Raw genomic sequence first — 20,132 nt, 5'->3', positions numbered from 1 at the left:
TTGAAAATCAGCCGCACTCTACCCGCATCAGCGTGTCGATAAAGAGGCAAATCGATCGCCCCAAAAGCAAAAGACTTTAGTCGGCCGGCAGTATCTTCCCAGGGTTCATAATGTTCTGCGGATCGAGCGCCTGCTTGATCGTGCGCATGATGTCGACGCTGTGGCCGAGTTCATGGCGCAGGAAGCCGATCTTGCCTTGTCCGATGCCGTGCTCGCCGGTGCAGGTTCCATCCATGCCGATCGCCCGCATGTTCAGCCGCGCGACAAACTCTTCCGTCTGCTTGATTTCCTTCGGATCGTCCGCGTCCATCAGCACCAGCACATGGAAATTGCCGTCACCGGCATGGCCGACGATCGGCGCGATCAGCCCCATCTCGGCGATGTCGGCCTCGGTTTGCGTAACGCATTCGGCAAAGCGCGAGATCGGCACGCAAACGTCGGTCGACAGCCCCTTGGCGCCCGGCCGCAGCGTCAGCGACGACCAATAGGCGTCGTGCCTGGCCTTCCACAGCTTCGTCCGCTCCTCGGCGACGCTGGTCCACAGGAATGGTCCGCCGCCATATTCCTCCGCGATCATGCCGAAGGTCTCGGCCTGCTCGGCAACGCCGGCATCACTGCCATGGAACTCGACGAACAGGCACGGGCTTTCGGGATGGTCGAGTTTCGAATAGCTCTTCATCGCCCGCATCTGCAGCGCATTGACCAATTCGATGCGCGCCACCGGAATGCCCATCTGGATTGTCGCAATCACCGCGTTGCAGGCCTCCTCAACGCTGGAAAATGGACAGACGCCGCCGGAAATCGCCTGCGGAATGCCCTGCAGCTTAAGCGTCAACTGGGTGATGATGCCGAGCGTGCCTTCGGAGCCGATCAGCAGCCGCGTCAGATCGTAGCCGGCAGAGCTCTTTTTTGCGCGCTTGCCGGTCGTCACTGTCCCGCCGTCGGCCATTACCGCCGTCAGCGACAACACATTCTCGCGCATCGTGCCGTAGCGCACGGCATTGGTGCCCGACGCTCGCGTCGCCGCCATGCCGCCGAGCGACGCATTGGCGCCCGGATCGATCGGAAAGAACAGGCCGGTGTCGCGCAGATGCCGGTTGAGATCCTCGCGCGTCACACCGGGTTCCACCGTGCAGTCGAGATCCTGCGGGTTGACCGCGAGGATGCGGTTCATCCGCGACGTATCGACAGAAATGCCGCCGCCCGGCGCGTTGGTATGGCCCTCCAGCGAGGAGCCGACGCCGAAGGCGATCACCGGCACGCGGTGCGCGGCGCAGGCCGACACGATCTCCTGCACCTCCGGTGTCGTCTCTGGAAACGCCACGCCATCCGGCGCCTGGGTTGGAATGTAGGTGGTGGTATGCGCGTGCTGGGCGCGGATCGCCTGGCCGGTCTGGAACCGCTCGCCGAGCCGCTGCTTGAGGATGCCGAGCACCGCGGCGATGCCTTCCTCGTTGCGCTCGACCGGATTGAGGTCGCTCAGAGCCATCTATTCCTCCGCGAATGGACCAGCGCCCACCCTTGTGATGGATTTATGGATGGGTAGTCTCACCTACCACGCTCTTCCAGCGAGAAGGAAATTTTCGATGTCCACCCCTGCGCCCTTCATCTCTCGTGCCATGGCCATCGAAAAAGACTGGATCGACTATAACGGCCATCTCAACATGGCCTATTACAACGTGCTGTTCGACCGCTGTTCCGACGAAGCGTTCGAAATGATGGGGATGGGGCCGGACTATGCGAAGCAGCGCCGGCTGACCATCTACACGGCGGAAGTCCATGTCTGCTATATCAGGGAGCTACATCTCGACCACAAGGTCGATGTCTCGTTCCAGCTCCTCGACCATGACGACAAGCGGCTGAGAGCCTACCAGGAAATCCGCCATGTCGACGGCTGGCTCGCTGCCACGTCCGAATCATTGTCGCTGCATGTCGACATGTCCGGACCGAAGGTGGCGCCCTTCCCGGCCGATGTCCTGGCCAAGGTCGAAGTGATGCGCGCCGCCCATGCGGCGCTGCCGATGCCCGAGCGCGCCGGCCGTTCGATCGGTATTCGTCGCAAGACGCTTGAGCCGCAGTCAGACCGCCGTTAACCTTACCAGGGTTTTAACGTGAACAAGCCGAATTGAGGCGTTGAACGACTCAGTACGACGGTCGAAGACGAGTTGCGAACGGGCGGCGGGGGCTGAAGCGGTTCGGGGAAATTGCATGAAAACCGATATCAAGGTCGAGGCGGACAAGCTGGCGGCCGACCCACGCATCAGCGACTACGATTTCTGGCGATCGCTGAAGAACCTCAACTACGAAATTTTTTCCATCGCCAACAACAACGAGCCGATCCCTTTCGCCATGATCCGCTGGCGCGCCATCCTGAAGCAAGCACGGTTGAAGCGCGGCCACGCCTGATCGGTGCGGAAAGAAATGGTCTCGTCCTCCGGTCGCATTTTTCGGGAGCGTTTGCGCCGCCCGTCATCCGGCTGCCGCCACCTTCTCCCCGTATAGAGACGGGGAGAAGGGAGCTTGCCGCAGCCTCGGCGCTCTTTCAGCAACGCCCGCAAATTGGCGAAACCATTGATGACAGCGTCCTTCTTCCCGTCACTATACGGGGAGAAGTGCCCGGCAGGGCGATGAGGGGCGGCGCGACTTTTTCCAGTTAAGCTGATGTATTGACGAACACTGCCGCAAGCGGCGAACGCGCCACCACCGGCGACGACTGGATGATTGCGGTGTTGGTCATCGCAAACGGAATGATGCGATCGATCACCCGTTCGAGTTCGGCCACCGAGCCGACATGCGCCAGCGCGATGAAACAGTCCTCGCCGGTCACCCGGTCGCACTGGGCGATTTCCGGCAAGTCGCGGATGATCTCGGCGACCGCAGCCAACTGCCCGGGCACCGGCCTGATCCGCAGCCATGCCGACAGCTTCATGCCGAGCGCGGCCGGGTTGATCCGCACAGTATAGGCCTCGATCACACCGCTCTCCTGCAGCCGCTTGATGCGCTCGGCCACGCTCGGCGCCGACAGGCCGACCGAGCGCGCCAGTTCAGCAGTGCTGGTGCGCGCATCCTTTTCCAGCAGGCGCAGGATTTTCAGATCCGCCGCATCCAGATCAGCATTTTCGTTTCGAATGCGTTTCAGGAAAAACTCCTTTGTTCAGGAGAATAAACGATCTCTTTGATTGGCCATTGCCCATATAAACAGGTAAATCTGCCTGCGATAATGATCATATGGATGATCAAGCGCAAGCCCCAGCTGTTATCCCAGCCCTCGGCGGCCCTGTCTTTGGCAGGCTGGCGACATCGCTGCCGCCGCATGTCTGGTTCGGCGTCAGCGCTGTGTTTCATTATCTCGGGCCGGCTTTCGCCGTGCTGCTTTTCCCGCATGTCGGCGTGCTCGGCATGGCCTGGCTGCGCATCGTCACGGCCGCCCTTGTCTTTGCGCCGCTGACCCGGCCGTGGACGGTCTTCGCCCGCGCCGACGGGCCGACACGGCTGCTGCTTCTCGGTTTTGGCGCCTGCCTCGGCGTGATGAATTGCTCCTTCTACCTGGCGCTCGACCGCCTGCCGATCTCGCTGGTCGCGGCGATCGAATTCGTCGGCACCATCGGCGTTGCGCTGGTCGGCGTCAGAAGCCCGCGCAATCTCGCAGCCCTTGCCGTTGCCGTCACCGGCACCTTGCTGCTGATCGATGTCAAATGGTCAAGCGACCCGGTCGGCCTGTTCTGGGCCTTCCTCAACGGCGCGCTGTTCGTCGGCTACATCATGCTTGGCCATCGCGTTGCCCGCGCCGGCGCTGGCGACGGCATCGCCGGCCTGGGCGCCGCCATGGCGGTCGCCTGCCTCATCGTGCTGCCGATCGGCTTCACCGATGCGCTGCCGGCTTTCACGGCGCCGCCACTGCTCATCGCCGCCGTCGGCGTCGGCATCTGCTCGTCGGTCATCCCCTATATCTGCGACCAGCTTGCCATGTCGCGGCTGCCGCGATCGAGCTTCGCGCTGATGCTGTCGTTGCTGCCGGTCACCGCCACGCTGATCGGCGTCATTGTGCTCCGCCAGATACCCAGCCTTACCGATTGCATCGGCATCGCGCTGGTGGTGGCCGGCGTCGCTTTTCACAAACCGGCAAATGCCTGATCAGGCAAGCCTCTCCTTGAGAAAGGCGATCGTCCGGCCCCAGGCGAGGTCCGCCGCGTTCTTGTCGTAGCGAGCCGCCGACGTGTCATTGTTGAAGGCATGATTGGCGCCTTCATAGACATGGATCGTGTACTCGACTTCGGCTGCATCGAGCTCCTTCCTGAAGGCGTCGATACCGGCATTGATGCGGGTGTCGAGCCCGGCATAATGCAGCAGCAGCGCCGCCTTGATCTTCGGCACATCCTCGGCCTTCGGCTGCATGCCGTAATAGGCGACAGCGGCAGCCAGATCCGGCGCATTGGCAGCCAGTGTGTTCACCGTGGCGCCGCCCCAGCAGAAGCCGACCGCGCCGACCTTGCCGTTGCCATCCTCGCTGCCCCTAAGGAAAGCGACCGTTGCGACCGCATTGGCAGTGGTTTGCGCCGGATCGAGCTTGGAAAACTGCTCGCGCGCCTTGTCTTCGTCGAACGGCGTGCCGCCGAGCGGCGACAGGAAATCCGGGGCCAGCGCCACGAAGCCTTCCAGCGCCACGCGCCGCGTCACATCGCGTATATGCGGGTTGAGCCCCCTGTTCTCATGCACGACGATGACGGTGCCGAGCTTGCCGGACTGGCCGGCCGGCTTGACCAGATAGCCCTTCATCTCGCCACCGCTGCCGGGATAGCTGATGTCCTCGCCCGTCACGCGTGAATCGTCCTCGGCAACAATCGCCGCCCGGGCTGAATTCGCCGCCAGCAGCGGCGCGATTGCGGCGGCCGCCGCACCTGATCCGGCAAGCCTGGTCAATTGTTCCATGAAGCGCCGCCGGTCGAGCGTCAGATGCGTGTATTCGTCATAGGCGTCGATCATAGCCTGGGTAATGACGGGTGTGTTGACGGCGGGGTTGGCAGGGCTCGGTTTTGTCATGGCGCTCTCCTCGGCTTCGGGAACATGTCCGCCGCGCAAGATAGGGTCGAGGGCTGCATGGTCCAATCACGGATCAGTGAGGCCCAGCATGCAGTGCTCCACGACGTCGGTGGGTTAAATATACCCATTTGTAGGTTCCGGCGCTGGACAGAGAACAAAACGGAGACACTTCTGGCCTTTCGCTGCCGAATCACTACATTCGGGGGAGATGTCCGGCTTTTCGGAAGATATGCCTTTTTTTGATGAACCGAACGCGCGGCCCGTGGCCCCGTCGGGCATTGCTGCGCGCGCCATGGCTGCCCGCAGCGGCCATGCCAATGCGCCCGATTATCTGAATGGGCTCAACCCCGAGCAGCGGCTGGCGGTGGAAACCACCGAGGGTCCGGTGCTGGTGCTGGCCGGGGCCGGCACAGGCAAGACGCGCGTGCTGACCACCCGCATCGCTCACATCCTCGCCACCGGCAAGGCCTTCCCGTCGCAGATCCTCGCCGTCACCTTCACCAACAAGGCGGCGCGCGAGATGAAGCAGCGCATCGGCCTGCTGATCGGCGAAGGCAATGTCGAAGGCATGCCGTGGCTCGGCACCTTCCACTCGATTGGAGTGAAGCTGCTGCGCCGCCACGCCGAACTTGCCGGGCTCAGATCCGACTTCACCATTCTCGACACCGACGACGTCGTGCGCCTGATCAAGCAGCTCATCCAGGCCGAAGGACTGGATGACAAACGCTGGCCGGCCAAGCAGTTCGCCCAGATGATCGACGGCTGGAAGAACAAGGGGCTTGGCCCCGCCGAGATTGCCGAGGGCGACGCCCGCGCCTTCGCCAACGGCAAGGGGCGTGAACTCTACAAGGCTTACCAGGAGCGGCTGAAGACGCTGAACGCCTGCGACTTCGGCGATCTCCTGTGCCACCCGATCCGTATCTTCCGCGCCAATCCGGACGTGCTGAAGGAATACCACAAGCGCTTCAAGTACATTCTCGTCGACGAGTACCAGGACACCAACACCGCCCAATACATGTGGCTGCGGCTGCTGGCGCAACGGCCGCAATCCTCCCCCCTTGAGGGGGAGGTGCCCGCGAAGCGGGCGGAGGGGGTAGCCGCAGAAGGCACCGCCAGAGCGTCGAGCACGGCCGCCCGGACCCCACCCGGCCGGGCTTTGCCCGGCCACCCTCCCCTCAAGGGGGAGGGAAACCCGCGCGCGGCCACCATAAACATCTGCTGCGTCGGCGACGACGACCAGTCGATCTACGGCTGGCGCGGGGCCGAAGTCGACAACATCCTGCGCTTCGACAAGGATTTCCCCGGCGCCACGATCATCCGGCTGGAACGCAACTACCGCTCCACCGCGCACATCCTCGGCACCGCCTCCCACCTCATCGCCCACAATGAAAGCCGCTTCGGCAAGACGCTGTTCACCGAAAAAATCGCCGAGGACGACGAGAAGGTGCATGTCCATGCCGCCTGGGATTCCGAGGAAGAGGCCCGCGCCGTCGGCGAAACCATCGAGGCCTACCAACGGCAGAAGCACAATCTCAACGACATGGCCATTCTTGTCCGCGCGTCCTTCCAGATGCGCGAGTTCGAGGACCGCTTCGTCACCCTCGGCCTCAACTACCGCGTCATCGGCGGCCCACGCTTTTACGAGCGCCTCGAAATCCGCGACGCCCTGGCCTTCTTCCGCGTCGTCGCGCAAGGCGCAGACGACCTCGCCTTCGAGCGCATTGTCAACGTGCCGAAGCGCGGGCTGGGCGAAGCCACCATCCGCCAGATCCACGACACCGCCAGGGCGCTGCGCATCCCGATGCTGGAGGCTGCGGAAAAACTCGCCGAGAGCGACGAGCTGAAACCGAAGCCGCGCGCAGCGCTGCGCGAAGTCGCCGCCAATTTCGAGCGCTGGCAGAAGGCGCTGGAGACCACGCCGCACACCGAGCTGGCCGAGACCATCCTGGAGGAGAGCGGCTACACCGACATGTGGAAGAACGACCGCTCGGTAGAAGCGCCCGGCCGGCTGGAAAACCTCAAGGAACTGATCCGCTCCATGGAGGAGTACGAATCGCTGCGCTCCTTCCTCGAACATGTAGCGCTGGTGATGGACGCCGAGCAGAACGCCGAGCTCGACGCCGTCAACATCATGACGCTGCATTCGGCCAAGGGCCTCGAATTCGAGACGGTTTTTCTGCCCGGCTGGGAGGAGGGTCTTTTTCCGCATCAGCGCGCGCTCGACGAGGGCGGCCGCTCCGGGCTCGAGGAAGAGCGGCGGCTGGCCTATGTCGGGCTGACCCGCGCCAAGAAGAACCTGCATTTGTGGTTCGTCTCCAACCGCCGCATCCACGGCCTGTGGCAATCGACCATCCCGTCGCGCTTCCTCGATGAATTGCCGGAAGCCCATGTCGAGGTCGCCGAGAGCGGCAACTCCTATGGCGGCTACGGCAATGCCTATGGCGGCGGCTCCTTCGCCTCCGGACGGGGCGGCCAGGCGGCAGGACGGCAGAATCCTTACGGCGCTTCGCGCTTCGACAATGTCGGCGCAGAAAAATCCGGCGCCTTCTCCAGCGCCTATGCAACGCCGGGCTGGCAGCGCGCGCAGCAGAACCGCACCGAGGCGACCGACCGCAACTGGGGCTCGCGCTCCGGCCACCAGGTCGAGCGCATCGGCTATGGCGAGACCGACAGTGGCTATGGCGCCGGCCGCACCTCGATCAAGGGCCGCACCATCGACGGCGAGCTGGTCGCCAAATCCGTCGCCGACACGCCATCCCCCTTCAATGTCGGCGACCGCGTCTTCCACCAGAAATTCGGCAACGGCAACATTGCCGCCATCGACGGCAACAAGCTGACCATCGACTTCGACAAGGCCGGCCAGAAACGCGTGCTGGACGGGTTTGTCACCGGGGTGTGAGCGTCCCCCTCACCGATAGCGCGCCTGGTTCCATTTGTGGCCGAGCAGCGACAGGATGATGATCAGCCCGTTGAAGAACTGGACATAGAAGCCGCTCAGGCCTGCCGCGACGACGCCGGTCTGGATGAATGACACGGTGACGGCGCCGATGGCGCCGCCGACCACGGTGCCGACGCCGCCCCAGGTCGGCGTGCCGCCAACGAACACCGATGCCAGCACCGGCAGCAAATAGCCGTCGCCAGCCGTCGGCCACCAGGTGAAGTTGATCATCACCGAGAAGGTGCCGGCGATCGCCGCCCCGATGCCGACGAAGACGAATACTTTCACCCGCACGCGCTTGACGTCGATGCCCATCTGCTGGGCGCTGTCGGGATTGTCGCCGACCACCTTCACCTGCGCGCCGAAACGATGCCTGTTGTAGAGCAGCGCCGACAGCACGACAAAGCCAATGGCCCAGAAGATCTGCACCGGGATGCCGTAAAGCTGGCTGGAGAAGATCTTGTAGGCCCAGCTGTCGGCAAGGCTGGTCAGCGCCGTCGACCTGCCTTCGTTGATGATCTGGATCAGGCCGCGCAGCAGGAAGTTCATGCCGAGCGTGGCGATCAGCGACGACAGCCCGCCATAGACGACCAGCGACCCGACAAGGAAGCCGAGCAACGTGCCCGTTGCAATGGCGGCGGCAATACCGAGAAACGGGTCGTAGCCGGCCTGCACGACCAGCGCGAACACCCATGAGGCAAAACCCATCGTCGCCGGAAACGACAGGTCGATCTCGCCGCAGGTGACGACGAAGACCAGCGGCACCACCACGAACAGCGCAACCGGCAGCGTGGTGAGCACGGAACTGTAGAGATACCAGGTGGTGAAGACGGTCGGGTTGGCGATCATGAACACCGTCATCATCACCACGAACACGGCAAGCGTGCCGAGTGCGGCGCGGTTGTCGAGGATGAAGCCGCGCATCCAGTGATCGGATGGGTGTTTCCACTCTTTCCGGGGATTGCCGGGACGGGAGATGCCTGCGGACGGCTCGTGCAGATCGGGCTCCATCGTCTTGCTCATCGTGCTCTCTGCTCCGGGTCGCCGGCGTCGTGCAGTCCCGGCAATCCACCCGGATGCGCGACGTCTTCCATGAAGTTGATGAGGTCTTCGGCCGACTTGACCTGGCTGCGGTCGGCGGTGAGCGCCACCTTGCCGCGGTCCAGCACGACGAAACGATCGGCGATGTCGAAGACGTGGTGGATGTTGTGGCCGATGAACAGGATCGACCGTCCGCTCGCCCGCACCTGGCGCACGAAATGGAAGACCTTGGCGGTCTCGGTCAGCGACAGCGCCGTCGTCGGCTCGTCGAGGATGATCAGGTCGGCCTGCTTGTAGATTGCCCGGGCGATCGCCACGCCCTGGCGTTCGCCGCCGGAAAGCTGGCCGACGATCGATTGCGGCGTGAACACTTTCGAGGTGAAGCCGATCTCGCGCATCAGCCGGCTCGCCTCCTCGATTTCCTTGTTGATCTTCAGCCAGCCGAGAAAGCCGGTGAGTTCGCGGCCCATGAAGATGTTGCGCACGATCGTCTGCTGCACGGCCAGCGCCCGGTCCTGGAATACCGTCTCGATGCCGGCGTCGCGCGAGCGCGCGGCGCTCCAGCCGGTCACCGGCTGGCCGCGGATGAGGATCTCGCCGCTGGTCGGCTTGACCACGCCGGAGAGGATCTTGATCAGCGTCGACTTGCCGGCGCCGTTGTCGCCGATCAGGCCGACCACCTCGCCGCGGTCGACGCTGAGATTGACCCCGCCCAGCGCATAGACCTGACCGTAGGACTTGCTGATGTCGCGCAGCTCTATAAGGCGTTCTGCCATGGCGATCCTCACTTGGTTCCGGCTGCGGTCGCAAGACCGGCAGCCGTGTCAAAAGGTCAGCGCAGCGCCTGCTTGGCGAGCTCGGCGACGATCTCGTAATTGTCAGGCGTGACGAAGCCGGCGCCGGTGTCGACATTCATTGGCGCCAGGCCCAACACCACCTGCTGGCAGAGGCTGAGGATCGGCAGATAACCCTGCAGGAACGGCTGCTGGTCGGCCGTCAGCTGGACCCAGCCGCCCTTGAAGCCCTCGACGATCTGCGGGCTGGTGTCGAAGCCGAAATTGAAAATATCGCCAGCCTTCCTGCCCGCCGCCTGCATGTAGGTCGGGACGTTGCCCAGCATCTGTCCGCCGGGATAGCCAACCGCCTTGACGTCGGGATTGTTGAGGAGTGCTGCGGTAATCACCGGAATGGCCAGATTAGGGTCGGAAGCCCATTCGCCGCTCGGCGGCGAGGAGAGCTGGATGACCTCGACGCCCGCCTCTTTCAGGGCGGCGACCGTGCCGCGCTCGCGCGCGCCGCGGCTCTCGTTCTCGAACGGGCCGATCATGATCGCCTTGTCGCCGGCCTTGAGCCCGGCCAGCTTGAACGCCTCGGCGCCGAGCGCGCGGCCCTGCTCTTCCTGCTGGGCGCCGACATAGCCGCCGCCGAACGCTGCCGTGACCTTCGGCACCGGCACGTTCTGGTACATCATCCTGATGCCGTCCTTGTGCGCCTGTTCGGCCAGCGGCATGATCGAAGCATCGCCCGGGTGGCCCATCATGGCGATGCCAGCGGGCTTGACCGCGACGGCCTCGCGCAATTGCTGCACCATCTTCTCGACATCCCACTGGGAGAAGATGTAGTCGACCTTCGGCCCAAGATCGGCCTCGGCCTGCTTGGCGCCATTGTAGACGATGGTGCCGAAGGCGTCGCCCTCGGCGCCGCCGACGAAGAAGCGGATGTGGACGTCCTTGCACCACTGGGCATCGAGCGCCTGGGCAGGCAAGGTGGAGATTGCGGCGGCGAGCGCCGTGGCGGCCGCCATGACGGTCGAGCGCAGAACTGTCCTTCTCATCGTGATGCTCATGCACTTATCCTCCCTTTGTTCCCTCGCAAGCCGAGGGGTCTTCGACGAATGCTTCGGCTTCTCGCCACAATGCTTCGCTGGCCGGCTCCCTGTTTGATGCATGTCGTTGTCGCAAAACCGCTGCACACCCTTGGGTCAGGCCCGAGGGCATGCTTTTGCGCGACATGCATTAGCCTCACGCCGGGTTCGGCAGATACGTCGCACCTCCCCGGCATTGCTTGAGGTAGTCCAGCGCCCGAACTTGCCCTGTAATCTCAAGGTCGCCGCGATAGACCGGGTCGTGCCAGCCTTCGATGTCGATGGCGCCCCTGTATCCGGCCAGCCGCAATTCGCTGATCACCCGCGTCCAGTCGCTGTCGCCGAAGCCAGGCGTGCGCATTTGCACGAACGGCAGCCGGCCGAACACGCCATGCTCGCGGATCACGTCCCAGCGCACCGTCGCGTCCTTGCCGTGGACATGAAAAATGCGCGGCGCCCATTTGCGGATCTGCGGGATTGGATCGATCAGGTAGACGAGCTGGTGGCAGGGCTCCCATTCCAGGCCGAGATTGTCGTCTGGCAATTCGTTGAACATCAGCTCCCAGGCGTCCGGATTGTGGGCGATGTTCCAGTCTCCATCAGCCCAGTTGCCGTCCATCGCGCAATTCTCGAAGGCGATGCGCACGCCCTTGTCGGCGGCGCGCCGGGCCAGTGGTCCCCAGACCTCGCGGAAGCGCCGCAGGCTGTCGGGCAGCGGCTTGCCGCGGAGGCGGCCGGTGAAGCCGCTGACCATCGCGGTGCCGAACAGATGCGCATGGTCGATGGCCGTTTCCCAGGCATCAAGCACGCCGCGATCGACATCGCCGCTTTCCAGCGGATTGCCGAAGACGCCGAGCGAGGAAACGACGACGTCGGCGTCGCCGATCGCCTCGCGGATCTGGCCGGCCAGCCGTGGAATATCCTTGCCGCCCAGCGTCTGCCAGAAGAAGGGCTGGATGCTTTCGAAGCCGAGCGGCAGGATCGCCTTGATATAGGCGGCCGGGTCATCGAGATTGGCCCGCACCATGGTGCCGATCCTGATGTCGAGAAGCGGGTTTGGCATCGTCACCCTTCCTGTGCGATCGCGACCCGGCGCCCGGTTTCGGCGCTTTCGATCGCGGCAAAGACCATGGCCAGGCTCTTGATGTTGTCGGCGCCGCGCGTCTCCGGCTCGCTGCCGGTTTCGACGGCGCGAACAAAATCCTGGATAATGCCGAGATGGCCGCCGATGCGGTCATTGGGATCGAGCGGCGGCACGGCGAGCGGCTCTGTGCGATCGAACAGGCCTTCACGGATAGGCCGCGCGACTTCCGCCCTCAGCCCATCCTCACCGTCCCAGACCAGGCTGCCGTGCTCGGCGACGATGCGCCATGTGCTCTCCCAACTGGTGCGGAACCCGTCGGCGCACCAGGAGCCGGCATAGGTGAACAGCTTGCCGCCGCCGAGCTCGAAGATTGCCGTGGCCGACGATCCCTGCCAGTACCAGGAATTGACCGGCTCCCATTCCTGGCAGTAGACGCTGGCCGGCGCGCCGCCGACCATGTAGCGGGCGGCGTCGAAAGTATGGATCGCCATGTCGAGCAGCAGGACATGGCGCATCTCCTCGCGAAACCCGCCGAAATGCGGCGCGACGAAGAATTCGGCGTGGATGCTGGTTGGCGCACCAATGGCGCCGGAATCGAGAAAACGCCTGATGCGCCTGACGTTGGCGACATAGCGGCGGTTCTGGACGACGGCGTGCACGCGCCTGGCGCGTCGGGCTGCCTCGACGATGGCGCGCGCGTTCTCCGGGCTGTCAGCCAGCGGCTTCTCCGTCAGGAGGTGACAGTGATGCGCAAAGGCCGAAAGCGCGACATCGCGCCGAGCCGCCGGAACCACGACGTCGAACACAGCGTCGGGCTTGGTCTGGTCGAGCACGGCGTCAAGATTGGTCCCGACAATGGCGCCGGCAAGCTCGTATTCGCGCGCCCTTGCCTTCGCCCTGTCGGCGTCGAGGTCGACAAGGCCGACAATAGCCAACCCGTCGATCTGCCTCGCCGCATCGAGCCAGTGCTTGCTCATCGCTCCGCAGCCGACCAGGACGACATTCATCATCCAGCGCTCCTCCTCCGCTCGGCCCTCCAGACCGATCGTCACGGCATTCACGGCATGACCGTAAACGTTTTTCCGTAAACGTTTACGAGAACACACCGGAAGGCGTAGAATGTCAATTGGCCGCTCGCGAAAATCACCTAGATCACCTTGGCCTGAAGAGCGGCCGATGATAGCCAGGCAAGGGGGAGAACTGTCCTTTGGCGTCCAGCATCCACGACCTTGCGCGTCACCTGAACATTTCGATCGGCACCGTGTCGCGCGCGCTCAACGGCCGTGCCGACGTCAATGCCGACACCCGCCAGCGCGTGCTCGATGCGGCGGCAAAGCTGAACTATTCGCCGAACCAGTCCGGCCGCAGCCTGCGGCGCGGCACCACCCACTCGATCGCCTTCATGCTGCAGCCGCACCCGGGCGACCAGCAATATGGCGAACCGTTCTTCATTCCGTTCCTGACCGGGCTGCAGGCGAAACTCGCCGAAAGCGGGCTCGATCTGATCGTGGTGATGGGCGCGCCGGGCGACTACCAGCAGGAGCGCCTGCGCCGGGTGGTCGAGACGCGCCGGGCCGACGCCGTGGTGCTGGCCTATACGCGTCGCGAGGACGAGCGCATCGATTATCTGACCAGGGTCGGATTCCCGTTCGCGACGCTCGGCCGCAGCCGCTCCGGCGGCAAGACCTATCCGTCGCTCGACCTCGATTTCGAAAAAGCCGGGGCCGACGCGGTCGACCGCCTGGTGGCGCGCGGCCACCGCCGCATCGCCGCCATCCGCCCGTCTCTCAACCTCAATTTCGGCTATCTGTTCCTGGCCGGCTATCGCAAGGCCTTGCGGCGGCACGGCATCGAGGTCGACCCTGGGCTGATCGCGAAAGGCTTCATCAATGAAGCCGGCGGCGACGCGGTGACGCCGCAGGTCATGCGCTCCAAGGACCCGCCGACCGCCATCATCTTCAACAATGACGCGATGGCACTCGGCGGCTGCAAGGCGCTGGCCGAGATGGGCATCAAGCCGGGCCACGACATTGCGGTGATCGTCATCGTCGACACGCCGCTCTGCCGCTATTTTTCACCGGCACTGACCGGCTTCCGCCCTCGCCTGGAGCCGATGGGACGGCGGCTTGCCGAAATGTTGCTAGCGTCGATCCCCGCCTTCGCCGGCCCCGAAGGCGCGCGGATCATCCGTGAGGTCTGGCCGCTGGAGCTGATCGCGCGCGACAGCGACTGATGATGGCCGGGCCTTCCCTCCAGCCACGTCGATCGCCTAGGATGAGCCAGGCGCAGCAGGGGAGAATCCATGGGCAAGGGACGGGTCGAGGCATTTTCCGATGGCGTCATCGCCATCATCATCACCATCATGGTGCTCGAGTTGAAGGTGCCGCATGGCGCGGAGTTTTTCGTGCTGGCACCGCTATGGCCCACTTTTCTCAGCTACGTGCTGTCCTTCATTTATGTCGGCATCTACTGGAACAATCTGCACAACATGTTCCACACCGTGCAGCGGGTCGATGGCCGCGTGCTGTGGGCGAATTTGCATCTGCTGTTCTGGCTGTCGCTGATGCCCGTGACCACCGCCTTCATGGGCGAAAACCATTTCGCGCCGGTGCCTGTCGCCGTTTACGGTGTTGTCCTGGCGCTTTGCGCGGCCGCCTACTTCATTCTGGTCGTCATCCTGCACCGGCTGCATGGCAACGACACTGCCTTCGCCAGAGCGGCAGGCACCGATCGCAAGGAAAAGATCTCGGTGGTCCTCTACATCGCCGCCATTCCGCTGACGTCAGTCAATCAATGGATCAGCGTCGCGCTCTATGTGCTGGTTGCCATGATCTGGTTCGTGCCGGACAAGCGTTTCGAAAGGCAGATCGAAAAATAGATCCGCCCTATCCCCGCATCGCCTTCAGCTTTTCCGCCACCGAGGCCGCAAGGTCGGCATAGCGCTCCTCCAGCCGCTCGGCCGCCTTGATCACCGAAAAATCATGGCCGAATTTTTCCAGCGCCATGCGCAGCTTCTCGACGAACTCCGCCTGCTTTTCGAGCGCCGAAAACAGCGTTCTCACTTGCGCTTCGCTGATGTCGGGATTGGCAAGCATTTGCGGCACCTCACGGCTCATCTGGTCGCCGGTGGCGGTCTGTTCTTTCAGGATCTCGATCCAGTCGGTCAATCGGTAATCTCCTTCTTACGCGGACAGCATGCGCAGCGCCTGCCGAAGTGGTCAACCCAAGGACGCCCAAACGGGCTTGCGCGAGCCTGTCGCCGCGTTAAGTTCGGCGCAACCTGAACGAGGACACGATCGATGACCACCGACGCCGAAATCCAGAGCGCTTTGCCTGCCCTTGGCTCCGGCAACGTTGCCGTCATCACCGGCGGCGCCAGCGGCATCGGCCTTGCCGCGGCCAGGCGGCTGGCGGCAATGGGCCTGAAAATCGTGCTTGCCGACATCGGCGGCGCGCGGCTCGATGAGGCTGCCGGCGCCGTTGCCACGATTGCCGGCGACAGTGGCGTGCTCGCTGTCGCGACCGACGTCTCGCAGTCCGACGAAGTCGACAGGCTGGCCGAAAAGGCGTTCGAAGCCTTCGGCGGCGTGTCGCTGTTGATGAACAATGCCGGCGTCGGCAACAATCCCGGCAAACCCTGGGAGAACCGCGACGCCTGGAAACGGCTGCTGGACATCAATTTCTGGGGCGTCGTCCATGGCGTCGAGGCCTTCGTGCCGCGCATGCTGGCTGCAGGAAGACCGGGCCTGATCGTCAACACCGGCTCCAAGCAAGGCATCACGACGCCGCCCGGCAACCTTGCCTACAACGTCTCCAAATCTGGCGTGAAGAGCTTTACCGAAGGCCTGGCGCATGCGCTGCGTAACGAGCCCGGCGGAAAGATTGCTGCGCATCTGCTCATTCCGGGGTTCACTTTTACCGGCCTGACCGAAGGTGCGACCGAAAAGCCCGCCGGCGCCTGGACCGGCGAGCAGGTGATCGACTTCATGCTGGCCGCGCTGGTGCGTGGCGACTTCTACATCCTGTGCCCCGACAACGAGGCGACGCGGCCTATGGACGAAAAGCGCATGGCCTGGGCGATCGGCGACATCATCGAGAACCGCCCTGCTCTGTCGCGCTGGCACCCGGACCACAAGGACGCTTTCGCGGCATTCATGGAAGGCTGACGCTCACGCCGCATGCGTCTTCGAGCCGTGCTTTTGCGCAGCGGCCTTGTTGACCGCCACATCCGCGACCTGTCGGTCATGCCGCTTCGCCGCGCGCTCACATTTGTCGCGGATCTCCTGGACCTCGGATTCGGTCAGATGCTCGATGCCGATAAAGCTGTTTTTGGCTTTGCTGACCCGGATCAATTCGTCGAGCTTCGCCTGGATCGCGGCGCCGTCACGGTTTTGGGTGTTCTGGATGAGGAACACCATCAGGAAGGTGACGATCGTGGTGCCGGTGTTGATGATGAGCTGCCACGTATCGGAAAACCCGAACATCGGTCCGCTTGCCCCCCACGCAACAATGATCAGGAAACAGACGGCGAATGTTGACGGCAGACCGGCTAGATGCGCAACATAGTTGGCGATCCTGGTGAAAAGCTTCTCTATCATGGCAGGAGAAACAACCAGCATCCGCTGAGGTTCCCTCCTTTCACCGACGTAGCCGTTCAGAGAGCCGCAAGGATCAGGGGATTTCGTGCTCCCAGCGGTCGAGGAAGGCATCGATGGAAAGCGCCTGCATGTCAGGAATGGCCCTGGCGAGTTTTTCGACCGACCAGTCCCACCAGCCGAGGCTTTCAATCCGCGCAGCGGTTTTCTCGGCAAAACGCTGGCGCAGCGGCTTGGCCGGAACCCCGGCGACGATCGCATAGGCAGGTACATCGCGCGTCACCACCGCATTGGCGCCGACGATCGCGCCATTGCCGATGCTCACATCAGGCATGATCACCGCACCATGACCGATCCAGACGTCGTGGCCGATGGTGACGGGCGTCGCCCGCCGTCGCTCCCGAAATCCGGCGTCGACGCCGAGCCAGCGGAAATACTCGTTTGGCCGGTAGCTGATCTTGTGCTGGGTCAACCGTTCGATCGGATGCTCGAGCGCGTTGATACGGCTGTTGGCGGCGATCGAACAGAACTTGCCTGTTGTCGTGTAGATCGCCTCGGCGTGGCGCTCGAAATAGGAGAAGTCACCGACTATGACTTCGCGCAAGATGACCCGCTCGCCGATCGAGGCGTAGCGCCCAAGCTTGCATGCCTTCAACTCCGCGGTCGGGTGGATCCGCGGCTCGGGGTCTTTCAGGACGAGGTTTTCGGGACGGTCCATCCCGGCGGCTTTACGCCCGAGCGGTTAGTCCCGCAAGCGGGAGCATCGTCCGTCACCTGTTTCCAGAGCCTATTTCGGCTTGCCGTTGGTCCACATCACGTTCTGGCCATAGAGCGGCACCGTGGTGACCGACATTTTCGCCGAACCGTCCTGCACTTGGCGCGAATGCGACAGATAGATCAGGGTCTCGTTGGTCTTGTCGTAGATGCGGTTCACCACCTGTTTCTTCCAGATCAGGCTGATGCCTTGCTTGAACACCTCCTCGCCTGCCTCGCTCATGTCAATGTCGCCGATGGTGATCGGCCCGGTTTGGCGGCAGGCGATCGAGGAATCGGATGGGTCCTCGAACCAGTTGCCCTTTTGCAGGCGGTCGATCACGCCACGGTCGAAATAAGAGACATGGCAGGTCACGCCTTCGACCTTCGGGTCCTTAATCGCCTCGACGATGATGTCGTTGCCGAGCCAGTCGACGCCGACCTTGCCGACCTCCTGGGCGACAGCCGCACCAGCACCGACGACAAGGCACGCGGCCAAAGCGCCGCCGATCAGTTTTCGCCCAATCAGTCCTTGCCCAATCAGTCCTTGCAAGAAAGCCTCCTGCCGTTCGAGTTTTGCCGACCTCAGGTGGGACGGGCGGCAGCACTTTGCAAGCGGATCATTTTTTTAAGAGAAAGCCGGTTGCGGCAACGCGACATCTTTGCGCGAGCGAGATCAAACCGCTAAGAGTGTTCGCCCAACAAGCTCCAAAGGCGCCGACACGGCGCCAATGAAAATCGCGACGGACAGCCAATTGATGATGCGTTCAATACTGGTCGGCATTCTCGTCCTGATGGCGGCGGGCATCGGCTGGCTCACCTTCGAGTGGTACCGTGGGCATTATGGCGGCGAGCCGTTCGGCGCGCCGTTCACGCTGGTCGACCAGAAGGGCGCTCCGATCAGCGAGGCTGCCTTTCGCGGCCAGCCCAGCGTCGTCTTCTTCGGCTTCACCCACTGCCCGGAAGTCTGCCCGACCACGCTGTTCGAACTGGCCGGCTGGCTGAAGACGATGGGCGACGATGGCAAGAACCTGCGCGCCTATTTCGTGACGGTCGACCCGGAGCGCGACACGCCCGAAATCATGAACGCCTATATCAGCAACTTCTCCGATCGCATCCTCGGCATCACCGGCGACCCGGACAAGGTCCGCGCCATGGCCAAATCCTTCGGCATCTATTCGAAAAAGGTCGATACCGGCAACGGCGACTACACGATGGACCACACTGCTTCGGTGCTGCTGCTCAACGCCAGGGGCGATTTCGCCGGCACCATCGCCTATGGCGAAAGCCCGGACGCCGCCATCGCCAAGCTCAAGCGGCTGGCGGCAGGTTAGTGCATGGTCCCGAACCGACGGTCCGCGCCAGCGAAAAGTGGCAACCGGTTTTCGGACAAGATCATGCTCACGAAGAAAATCGTTTGATGACCCAAACGCGGCTTTATTTCAGCACTGGAAAGATCGAGGCCGACCGTATCTTCGCGGCGTTCGAAGCGGCATTCGAAGATGAGGGCCTGCCGATTGGCTTGGTCGAAGTCGACGAGGACCGCGACATCCACGAAGTGTCACTCTATGCCGAGGGCGATGTCGATGCCGTCGAGGCGCGCTTGAAGGAGATCCTTGCCGGGCTGGCCCTGTCGAGGCCGATTGCGCGCGAGCCCGTGCCTGATATCGACTGGGTGACGCGTTCGCTGGAGGGACTGAAGCCGGTGCGCGCCGGCCGTTTCTTCGTCCACGGCGCGCATGACCGCAGGAAGCGCCACAGCGGCGAACTCGCCATCGAGATCGAAGCGGGCCTCGCCTTTGGAACCGGCCATCACGGCACCACCGCCGGCTGCCTCGAAATGCTGGAACAGGTCGTGCGGCGCGAACGCCCGCGCAACGCGCTCGACCTCGGCACCGGCAGCGCGGTGCTGGCCATCGCGCTGGCCAAGCTCGCCCATATTCCGGTGCTGGCGACCGACATCGATCCGGTCGCCACAAAAGTCGCCGCCGCCAACGCGCGGCTCAATCACGTCAAGGCGCTGGTGGAGACGGTGACGGCGCCGGGCTTCCACCATCCGATTTTTGCCGCGCGCGGCCCTTTTGGCCTCATCGTCGCCAATATACTGGCGCGGCCGCTGATGCGGCTGGCGCCCGAAATGGCCAGGCATGTCGGTTTGGGCGGCTCGATCGTGCTGTCGGGCATCCTCGACCGGCAGCGCGACGCGGTGATCTCCGCCTATGTCGGCCAGCAGTTCCGCCATGTCAGGACGTTGCATCGCGAAGGCTGGGTGACGATCCACCTCAAGCGGTGACGCGCAGCGCCTTCAATTGCACGCCGCAAATTCGCTCAGACATAGCGCGACCTTGCCGCCTTCTTCAGTTCTTCGCGATCGTAGCCGTTCGCTTTCAGCGTTTCGTCGTCAAAGCCAAGCAGAACCCCGCTCACATATCGGCTCGCTTCGCGCTGGCGCGCTTCGATGAGAGCGTTCACGGCGCTTCTGAAAAATCCGCGTCTGGCTGAAATCGTGGACATGATGGTCTCCTTTGCAGGGCAGTAAGACTCGTTCCTCCACGCCAAAAAGGTAAGCTCTGCTGACCTTTTTTTAAATCGCTGATTCTGCATGGCGTCCATGCGCAAAAGCGATGCTGGACCGAACAGGGCAATCACTGCAGGCAAAAGAGGGCCTCCCAGCTTACGTAGAATGACCACCGTCGATGTCGGGGGGGGGGGGGGGCGGCGGCGCGGGGGGGGGGGGGGGGGGGGGCGGCGGGGGCGGCGGGGGGGGCGGGGGGGGCGGCGGGGCGGGGCGGGGGGGGGGCGCGAGAGATGGAGTGG

Annotated in this window: 22 protein-coding genes; 9 read left to right on the top strand and 13 right to left on the bottom strand. The window is 63.5% G+C overall.

Annotation, left to right across the window (positions count from 1 at the left end; all coding sequences use genetic code 11):
* Positions 1–76 precede the first annotated feature (76 nt).
* On the bottom strand, positions 77–1,489 hold the full coding sequence (locus AC0L17_RS18455; RefSeq protein WP_473516881.1) for an FAD-binding oxidoreductase: 1,413 nt from the start codon (positions 1,487–1,489) through the stop codon (positions 77–79).
* Between the two features lie 97 nt (positions 1,490–1,586).
* Between AC0L17_RS18455 and AC0L17_RS18450 the strand changes: the two genes are divergently transcribed.
* Together AC0L17_RS18450 and AC0L17_RS18445 are read left to right on the top strand one after the other, a co-directional pair.
* Positions 1,587–2,093 carry a thioesterase family protein gene (locus tag AC0L17_RS18450; protein ID WP_473516880.1) on the top strand — a complete coding sequence of 169 codons (507 nt, stop codon included), beginning with the start codon at positions 1,587–1,589 and terminating at the stop codon, positions 2,091–2,093.
* Between the two features lie 115 nt (positions 2,094–2,208).
* Positions 2,209–2,406, top strand: a complete 198-nt coding sequence (locus AC0L17_RS18445) for a hypothetical protein (protein WP_473516879.1) — start codon at positions 2,209–2,211, stop codon at positions 2,404–2,406.
* A 247-nt stretch (positions 2,407–2,653) separates the two neighbouring features.
* Here the strand turns inward: AC0L17_RS18445 and AC0L17_RS18440 are convergent, their stop codons facing one another.
* Entirely contained in the window at positions 2,654–3,139 is a 486-nt protein-coding gene (locus AC0L17_RS18440) for an Lrp/AsnC family transcriptional regulator (RefSeq protein WP_128180780.1), read from the bottom strand.
* Positions 3,140–3,228: 89 nt separating this feature from the next.
* On the opposite strand from AC0L17_RS18440, the gene AC0L17_RS18435 reads away from it, so the two are divergent.
* Positions 3,229–4,134: an EamA family transporter gene (locus AC0L17_RS18435; RefSeq protein WP_473516878.1), complete on the top strand. Its 906-nt coding sequence runs from the start codon at positions 3,229–3,231 to the stop codon at positions 4,132–4,134.
* Here the strand turns inward: AC0L17_RS18435 and AC0L17_RS18430 are convergent, their stop codons facing one another.
* Entirely contained in the window at positions 4,135–5,040 is a 906-nt protein-coding gene (locus tag AC0L17_RS18430) for a dienelactone hydrolase family protein (protein ID WP_473516877.1), read from the bottom strand.
* Positions 5,041–5,248: 208 nt separating this feature from the next.
* Between AC0L17_RS18430 and AC0L17_RS18425 the strand changes: the two genes are divergently transcribed.
* The gene (locus AC0L17_RS18425) at positions 5,249–7,939 is read left to right on the top strand and encodes an ATP-dependent helicase (protein WP_473516876.1); all 2,691 of its coding nucleotides are present in this window, start codon (positions 5,249–5,251) and stop codon (positions 7,937–7,939) included.
* Positions 7,940–7,948: 9 nt separating this feature from the next.
* Here the strand turns inward: AC0L17_RS18425 and AC0L17_RS18420 are convergent, their stop codons facing one another.
* From AC0L17_RS18420 to AC0L17_RS18400, 5 genes are all read right to left on the bottom strand, one after another.
* A complete protein-coding gene (locus AC0L17_RS18420) occupies positions 7,949–9,001 on the bottom strand; it encodes an ABC transporter permease (RefSeq protein WP_128174151.1) in 1,053 nt (350 codons plus the stop codon).
* A complete protein-coding gene (locus AC0L17_RS18415; protein WP_473516875.1) occupies positions 8,998–9,795 on the bottom strand; it encodes an ATP-binding cassette domain-containing protein in 798 nt (265 codons plus the stop codon). Before AC0L17_RS18415 ends, AC0L17_RS18420 begins: the two co-directional genes overlap by 4 nt.
* Before the next feature lie 56 nt (positions 9,796–9,851).
* A complete protein-coding gene (locus tag AC0L17_RS18410) occupies positions 9,852–10,865 on the bottom strand; it encodes a substrate-binding domain-containing protein (protein WP_473516874.1) in 1,014 nt (337 codons plus the stop codon).
* Positions 10,866–11,040: 175 nt separating this feature from the next.
* On the bottom strand, positions 11,041–11,946 hold the full coding sequence (locus AC0L17_RS18405; RefSeq protein WP_473516873.1) for a sugar phosphate isomerase/epimerase family protein: 906 nt from the start codon (positions 11,944–11,946) through the stop codon (positions 11,041–11,043).
* Between the two features lie 2 nt (positions 11,947–11,948).
* Complete coding sequence (locus AC0L17_RS18400; protein WP_473516872.1) at positions 11,949–12,977, bottom strand: Gfo/Idh/MocA family protein; 1,029 nt, start codon at positions 12,975–12,977, stop codon at positions 11,949–11,951.
* Positions 12,978–13,174: 197 nt separating this feature from the next.
* Between AC0L17_RS18400 and AC0L17_RS18395 the strand changes: the two genes are divergently transcribed.
* Positions 13,175–14,200, top strand: coding sequence for a LacI family DNA-binding transcriptional regulator (locus AC0L17_RS18395; RefSeq protein ID WP_473516871.1), 1,026 nt, complete (start codon positions 13,175–13,177; stop codon positions 14,198–14,200).
* A 69-nt stretch (positions 14,201–14,269) separates the two neighbouring features.
* A complete protein-coding gene (locus AC0L17_RS18390) occupies positions 14,270–14,845 on the top strand; it encodes a TMEM175 family protein (RefSeq protein WP_473516870.1) in 576 nt (191 codons plus the stop codon).
* 7 nt (positions 14,846–14,852) lie between these two features.
* Here AC0L17_RS18390 and AC0L17_RS18385 read toward each other — a convergent pair whose 3' ends face one another.
* Positions 14,853–15,134 carry a hypothetical protein gene (locus AC0L17_RS18385; protein ID WP_128167136.1) on the bottom strand — a complete coding sequence of 94 codons (282 nt, stop codon included), beginning with the start codon at positions 15,132–15,134 and terminating at the stop codon, positions 14,853–14,855.
* Between the two features lie 132 nt (positions 15,135–15,266).
* Between AC0L17_RS18385 and AC0L17_RS18380 the strand changes: the two genes are divergently transcribed.
* Positions 15,267–16,133 carry an SDR family NAD(P)-dependent oxidoreductase gene (locus AC0L17_RS18380; protein WP_473516869.1) on the top strand — a complete coding sequence of 289 codons (867 nt, stop codon included), beginning with the start codon at positions 15,267–15,269 and terminating at the stop codon, positions 16,131–16,133.
* 3 nt (positions 16,134–16,136) lie between these two features.
* Here AC0L17_RS18380 and AC0L17_RS18375 read toward each other — a convergent pair whose 3' ends face one another.
* The 3 genes from AC0L17_RS18375 to AC0L17_RS18365 form a co-directional block, all read right to left on the bottom strand.
* Complete coding sequence (locus AC0L17_RS18375; RefSeq protein WP_473516868.1) at positions 16,137–16,565, bottom strand: low affinity iron permease family protein; 429 nt, start codon at positions 16,563–16,565, stop codon at positions 16,137–16,139.
* Between the two features lie 73 nt (positions 16,566–16,638).
* Positions 16,639–17,280, bottom strand: a complete 642-nt coding sequence (locus AC0L17_RS18370) for a DapH/DapD/GlmU-related protein (protein WP_473516867.1) — start codon at positions 17,278–17,280, stop codon at positions 16,639–16,641.
* Between the two features lie 69 nt (positions 17,281–17,349).
* Positions 17,350–17,868 carry a CreA family protein gene (locus AC0L17_RS18365; protein WP_473516866.1) on the bottom strand — a complete coding sequence of 173 codons (519 nt, stop codon included), beginning with the start codon at positions 17,866–17,868 and terminating at the stop codon, positions 17,350–17,352.
* Between the two features lie 205 nt (positions 17,869–18,073).
* Here AC0L17_RS18365 and AC0L17_RS18360 point away from each other — a divergent pair, with 205 nt between their 5' ends.
* Both AC0L17_RS18360 and AC0L17_RS18355 read left to right on the top strand, forming a co-directional pair.
* Complete coding sequence (locus tag AC0L17_RS18360) at positions 18,074–18,649, top strand: SCO family protein (RefSeq protein WP_091594485.1); 576 nt, start codon at positions 18,074–18,076, stop codon at positions 18,647–18,649.
* Positions 18,650–18,735: 86 nt separating this feature from the next.
* A complete protein-coding gene (locus AC0L17_RS18355; RefSeq protein ID WP_473516865.1) occupies positions 18,736–19,608 on the top strand; it encodes a 50S ribosomal protein L11 methyltransferase in 873 nt (290 codons plus the stop codon).
* Between the two features lie 35 nt (positions 19,609–19,643).
* On the opposite strand, the gene AC0L17_RS18350 is transcribed toward AC0L17_RS18355, so the two are convergent.
* Positions 19,644–19,973, bottom strand: a complete 330-nt coding sequence (locus tag AC0L17_RS18350) for a hypothetical protein (protein WP_353682784.1) — start codon at positions 19,971–19,973, stop codon at positions 19,644–19,646.
* Positions 19,974–20,132 lie beyond the last annotated feature (159 nt).

Source organism: Mesorhizobium sp. WSM4829, assembly GCF_055811475.1.
This window is presented reverse-complemented; position numbering and strand designations above follow the sequence as displayed.

Bases quoted from the DNA above. Each gene is read 5' to 3' on its own strand.
- AC0L17_RS18455 (WP_473516881.1), bottom strand. From the start codon at position 1,489: ATGGCTCTGAGCGACCTCAATCCGGTCGAGCGCAACGAGGAAGGCATC.
- AC0L17_RS18450 (WP_473516880.1), top strand. From the start codon at position 1,587: ATGTCCACCCCTGCGCCCTTCATCTCTCGTGCCATGGCCATCGAAAAA.
- AC0L17_RS18445 (WP_473516879.1), top strand. From the start codon at position 2,209: ATGAAAACCGATATCAAGGTCGAGGCGGACAAGCTGGCGGCCGACCCA.
- AC0L17_RS18435 (WP_473516878.1), top strand. From the start codon at position 3,229: ATGGATGATCAAGCGCAAGCCCCAGCTGTTATCCCAGCCCTCGGCGGC.
- AC0L17_RS18430 (WP_473516877.1), bottom strand. From the start codon at position 5,040: ATGACAAAACCGAGCCCTGCCAACCCCGCCGTCAACACACCCGTCATT.
- AC0L17_RS18425 (WP_473516876.1), top strand. From the start codon at position 5,249: ATGTCCGGCTTTTCGGAAGATATGCCTTTTTTTGATGAACCGAACGCG.
- AC0L17_RS18420 (WP_128174151.1), bottom strand. From the start codon at position 9,001: ATGAGCAAGACGATGGAGCCCGATCTGCACGAGCCGTCCGCAGGCATC.
- AC0L17_RS18415 (WP_473516875.1), bottom strand. From the start codon at position 9,795: ATGGCAGAACGCCTTATAGAGCTGCGCGACATCAGCAAGTCCTACGGT.
- AC0L17_RS18410 (WP_473516874.1), bottom strand. From the start codon at position 10,865: ATGAGCATCACGATGAGAAGGACAGTTCTGCGCTCGACCGTCATGGCG.
- AC0L17_RS18405 (WP_473516873.1), bottom strand. From the start codon at position 11,946: ATGCCAAACCCGCTTCTCGACATCAGGATCGGCACCATGGTGCGGGCC.
- AC0L17_RS18400 (WP_473516872.1), bottom strand. From the start codon at position 12,977: ATGATGAATGTCGTCCTGGTCGGCTGCGGAGCGATGAGCAAGCACTGG.
- AC0L17_RS18390 (WP_473516870.1), top strand. From the start codon at position 14,270: ATGGGCAAGGGACGGGTCGAGGCATTTTCCGATGGCGTCATCGCCATC.
- AC0L17_RS18380 (WP_473516869.1), top strand. From the start codon at position 15,267: ATGACCACCGACGCCGAAATCCAGAGCGCTTTGCCTGCCCTTGGCTCC.
- AC0L17_RS18375 (WP_473516868.1), bottom strand. From the start codon at position 16,565: ATGATAGAGAAGCTTTTCACCAGGATCGCCAACTATGTTGCGCATCTA.
- AC0L17_RS18370 (WP_473516867.1), bottom strand. From the start codon at position 17,280: ATGGACCGTCCCGAAAACCTCGTCCTGAAAGACCCCGAGCCGCGGATC.
- AC0L17_RS18360 (WP_091594485.1), top strand. From the start codon at position 18,074: ATGATGCGTTCAATACTGGTCGGCATTCTCGTCCTGATGGCGGCGGGC.
- AC0L17_RS18355 (WP_473516865.1), top strand. From the start codon at position 18,736: ATGACCCAAACGCGGCTTTATTTCAGCACTGGAAAGATCGAGGCCGAC.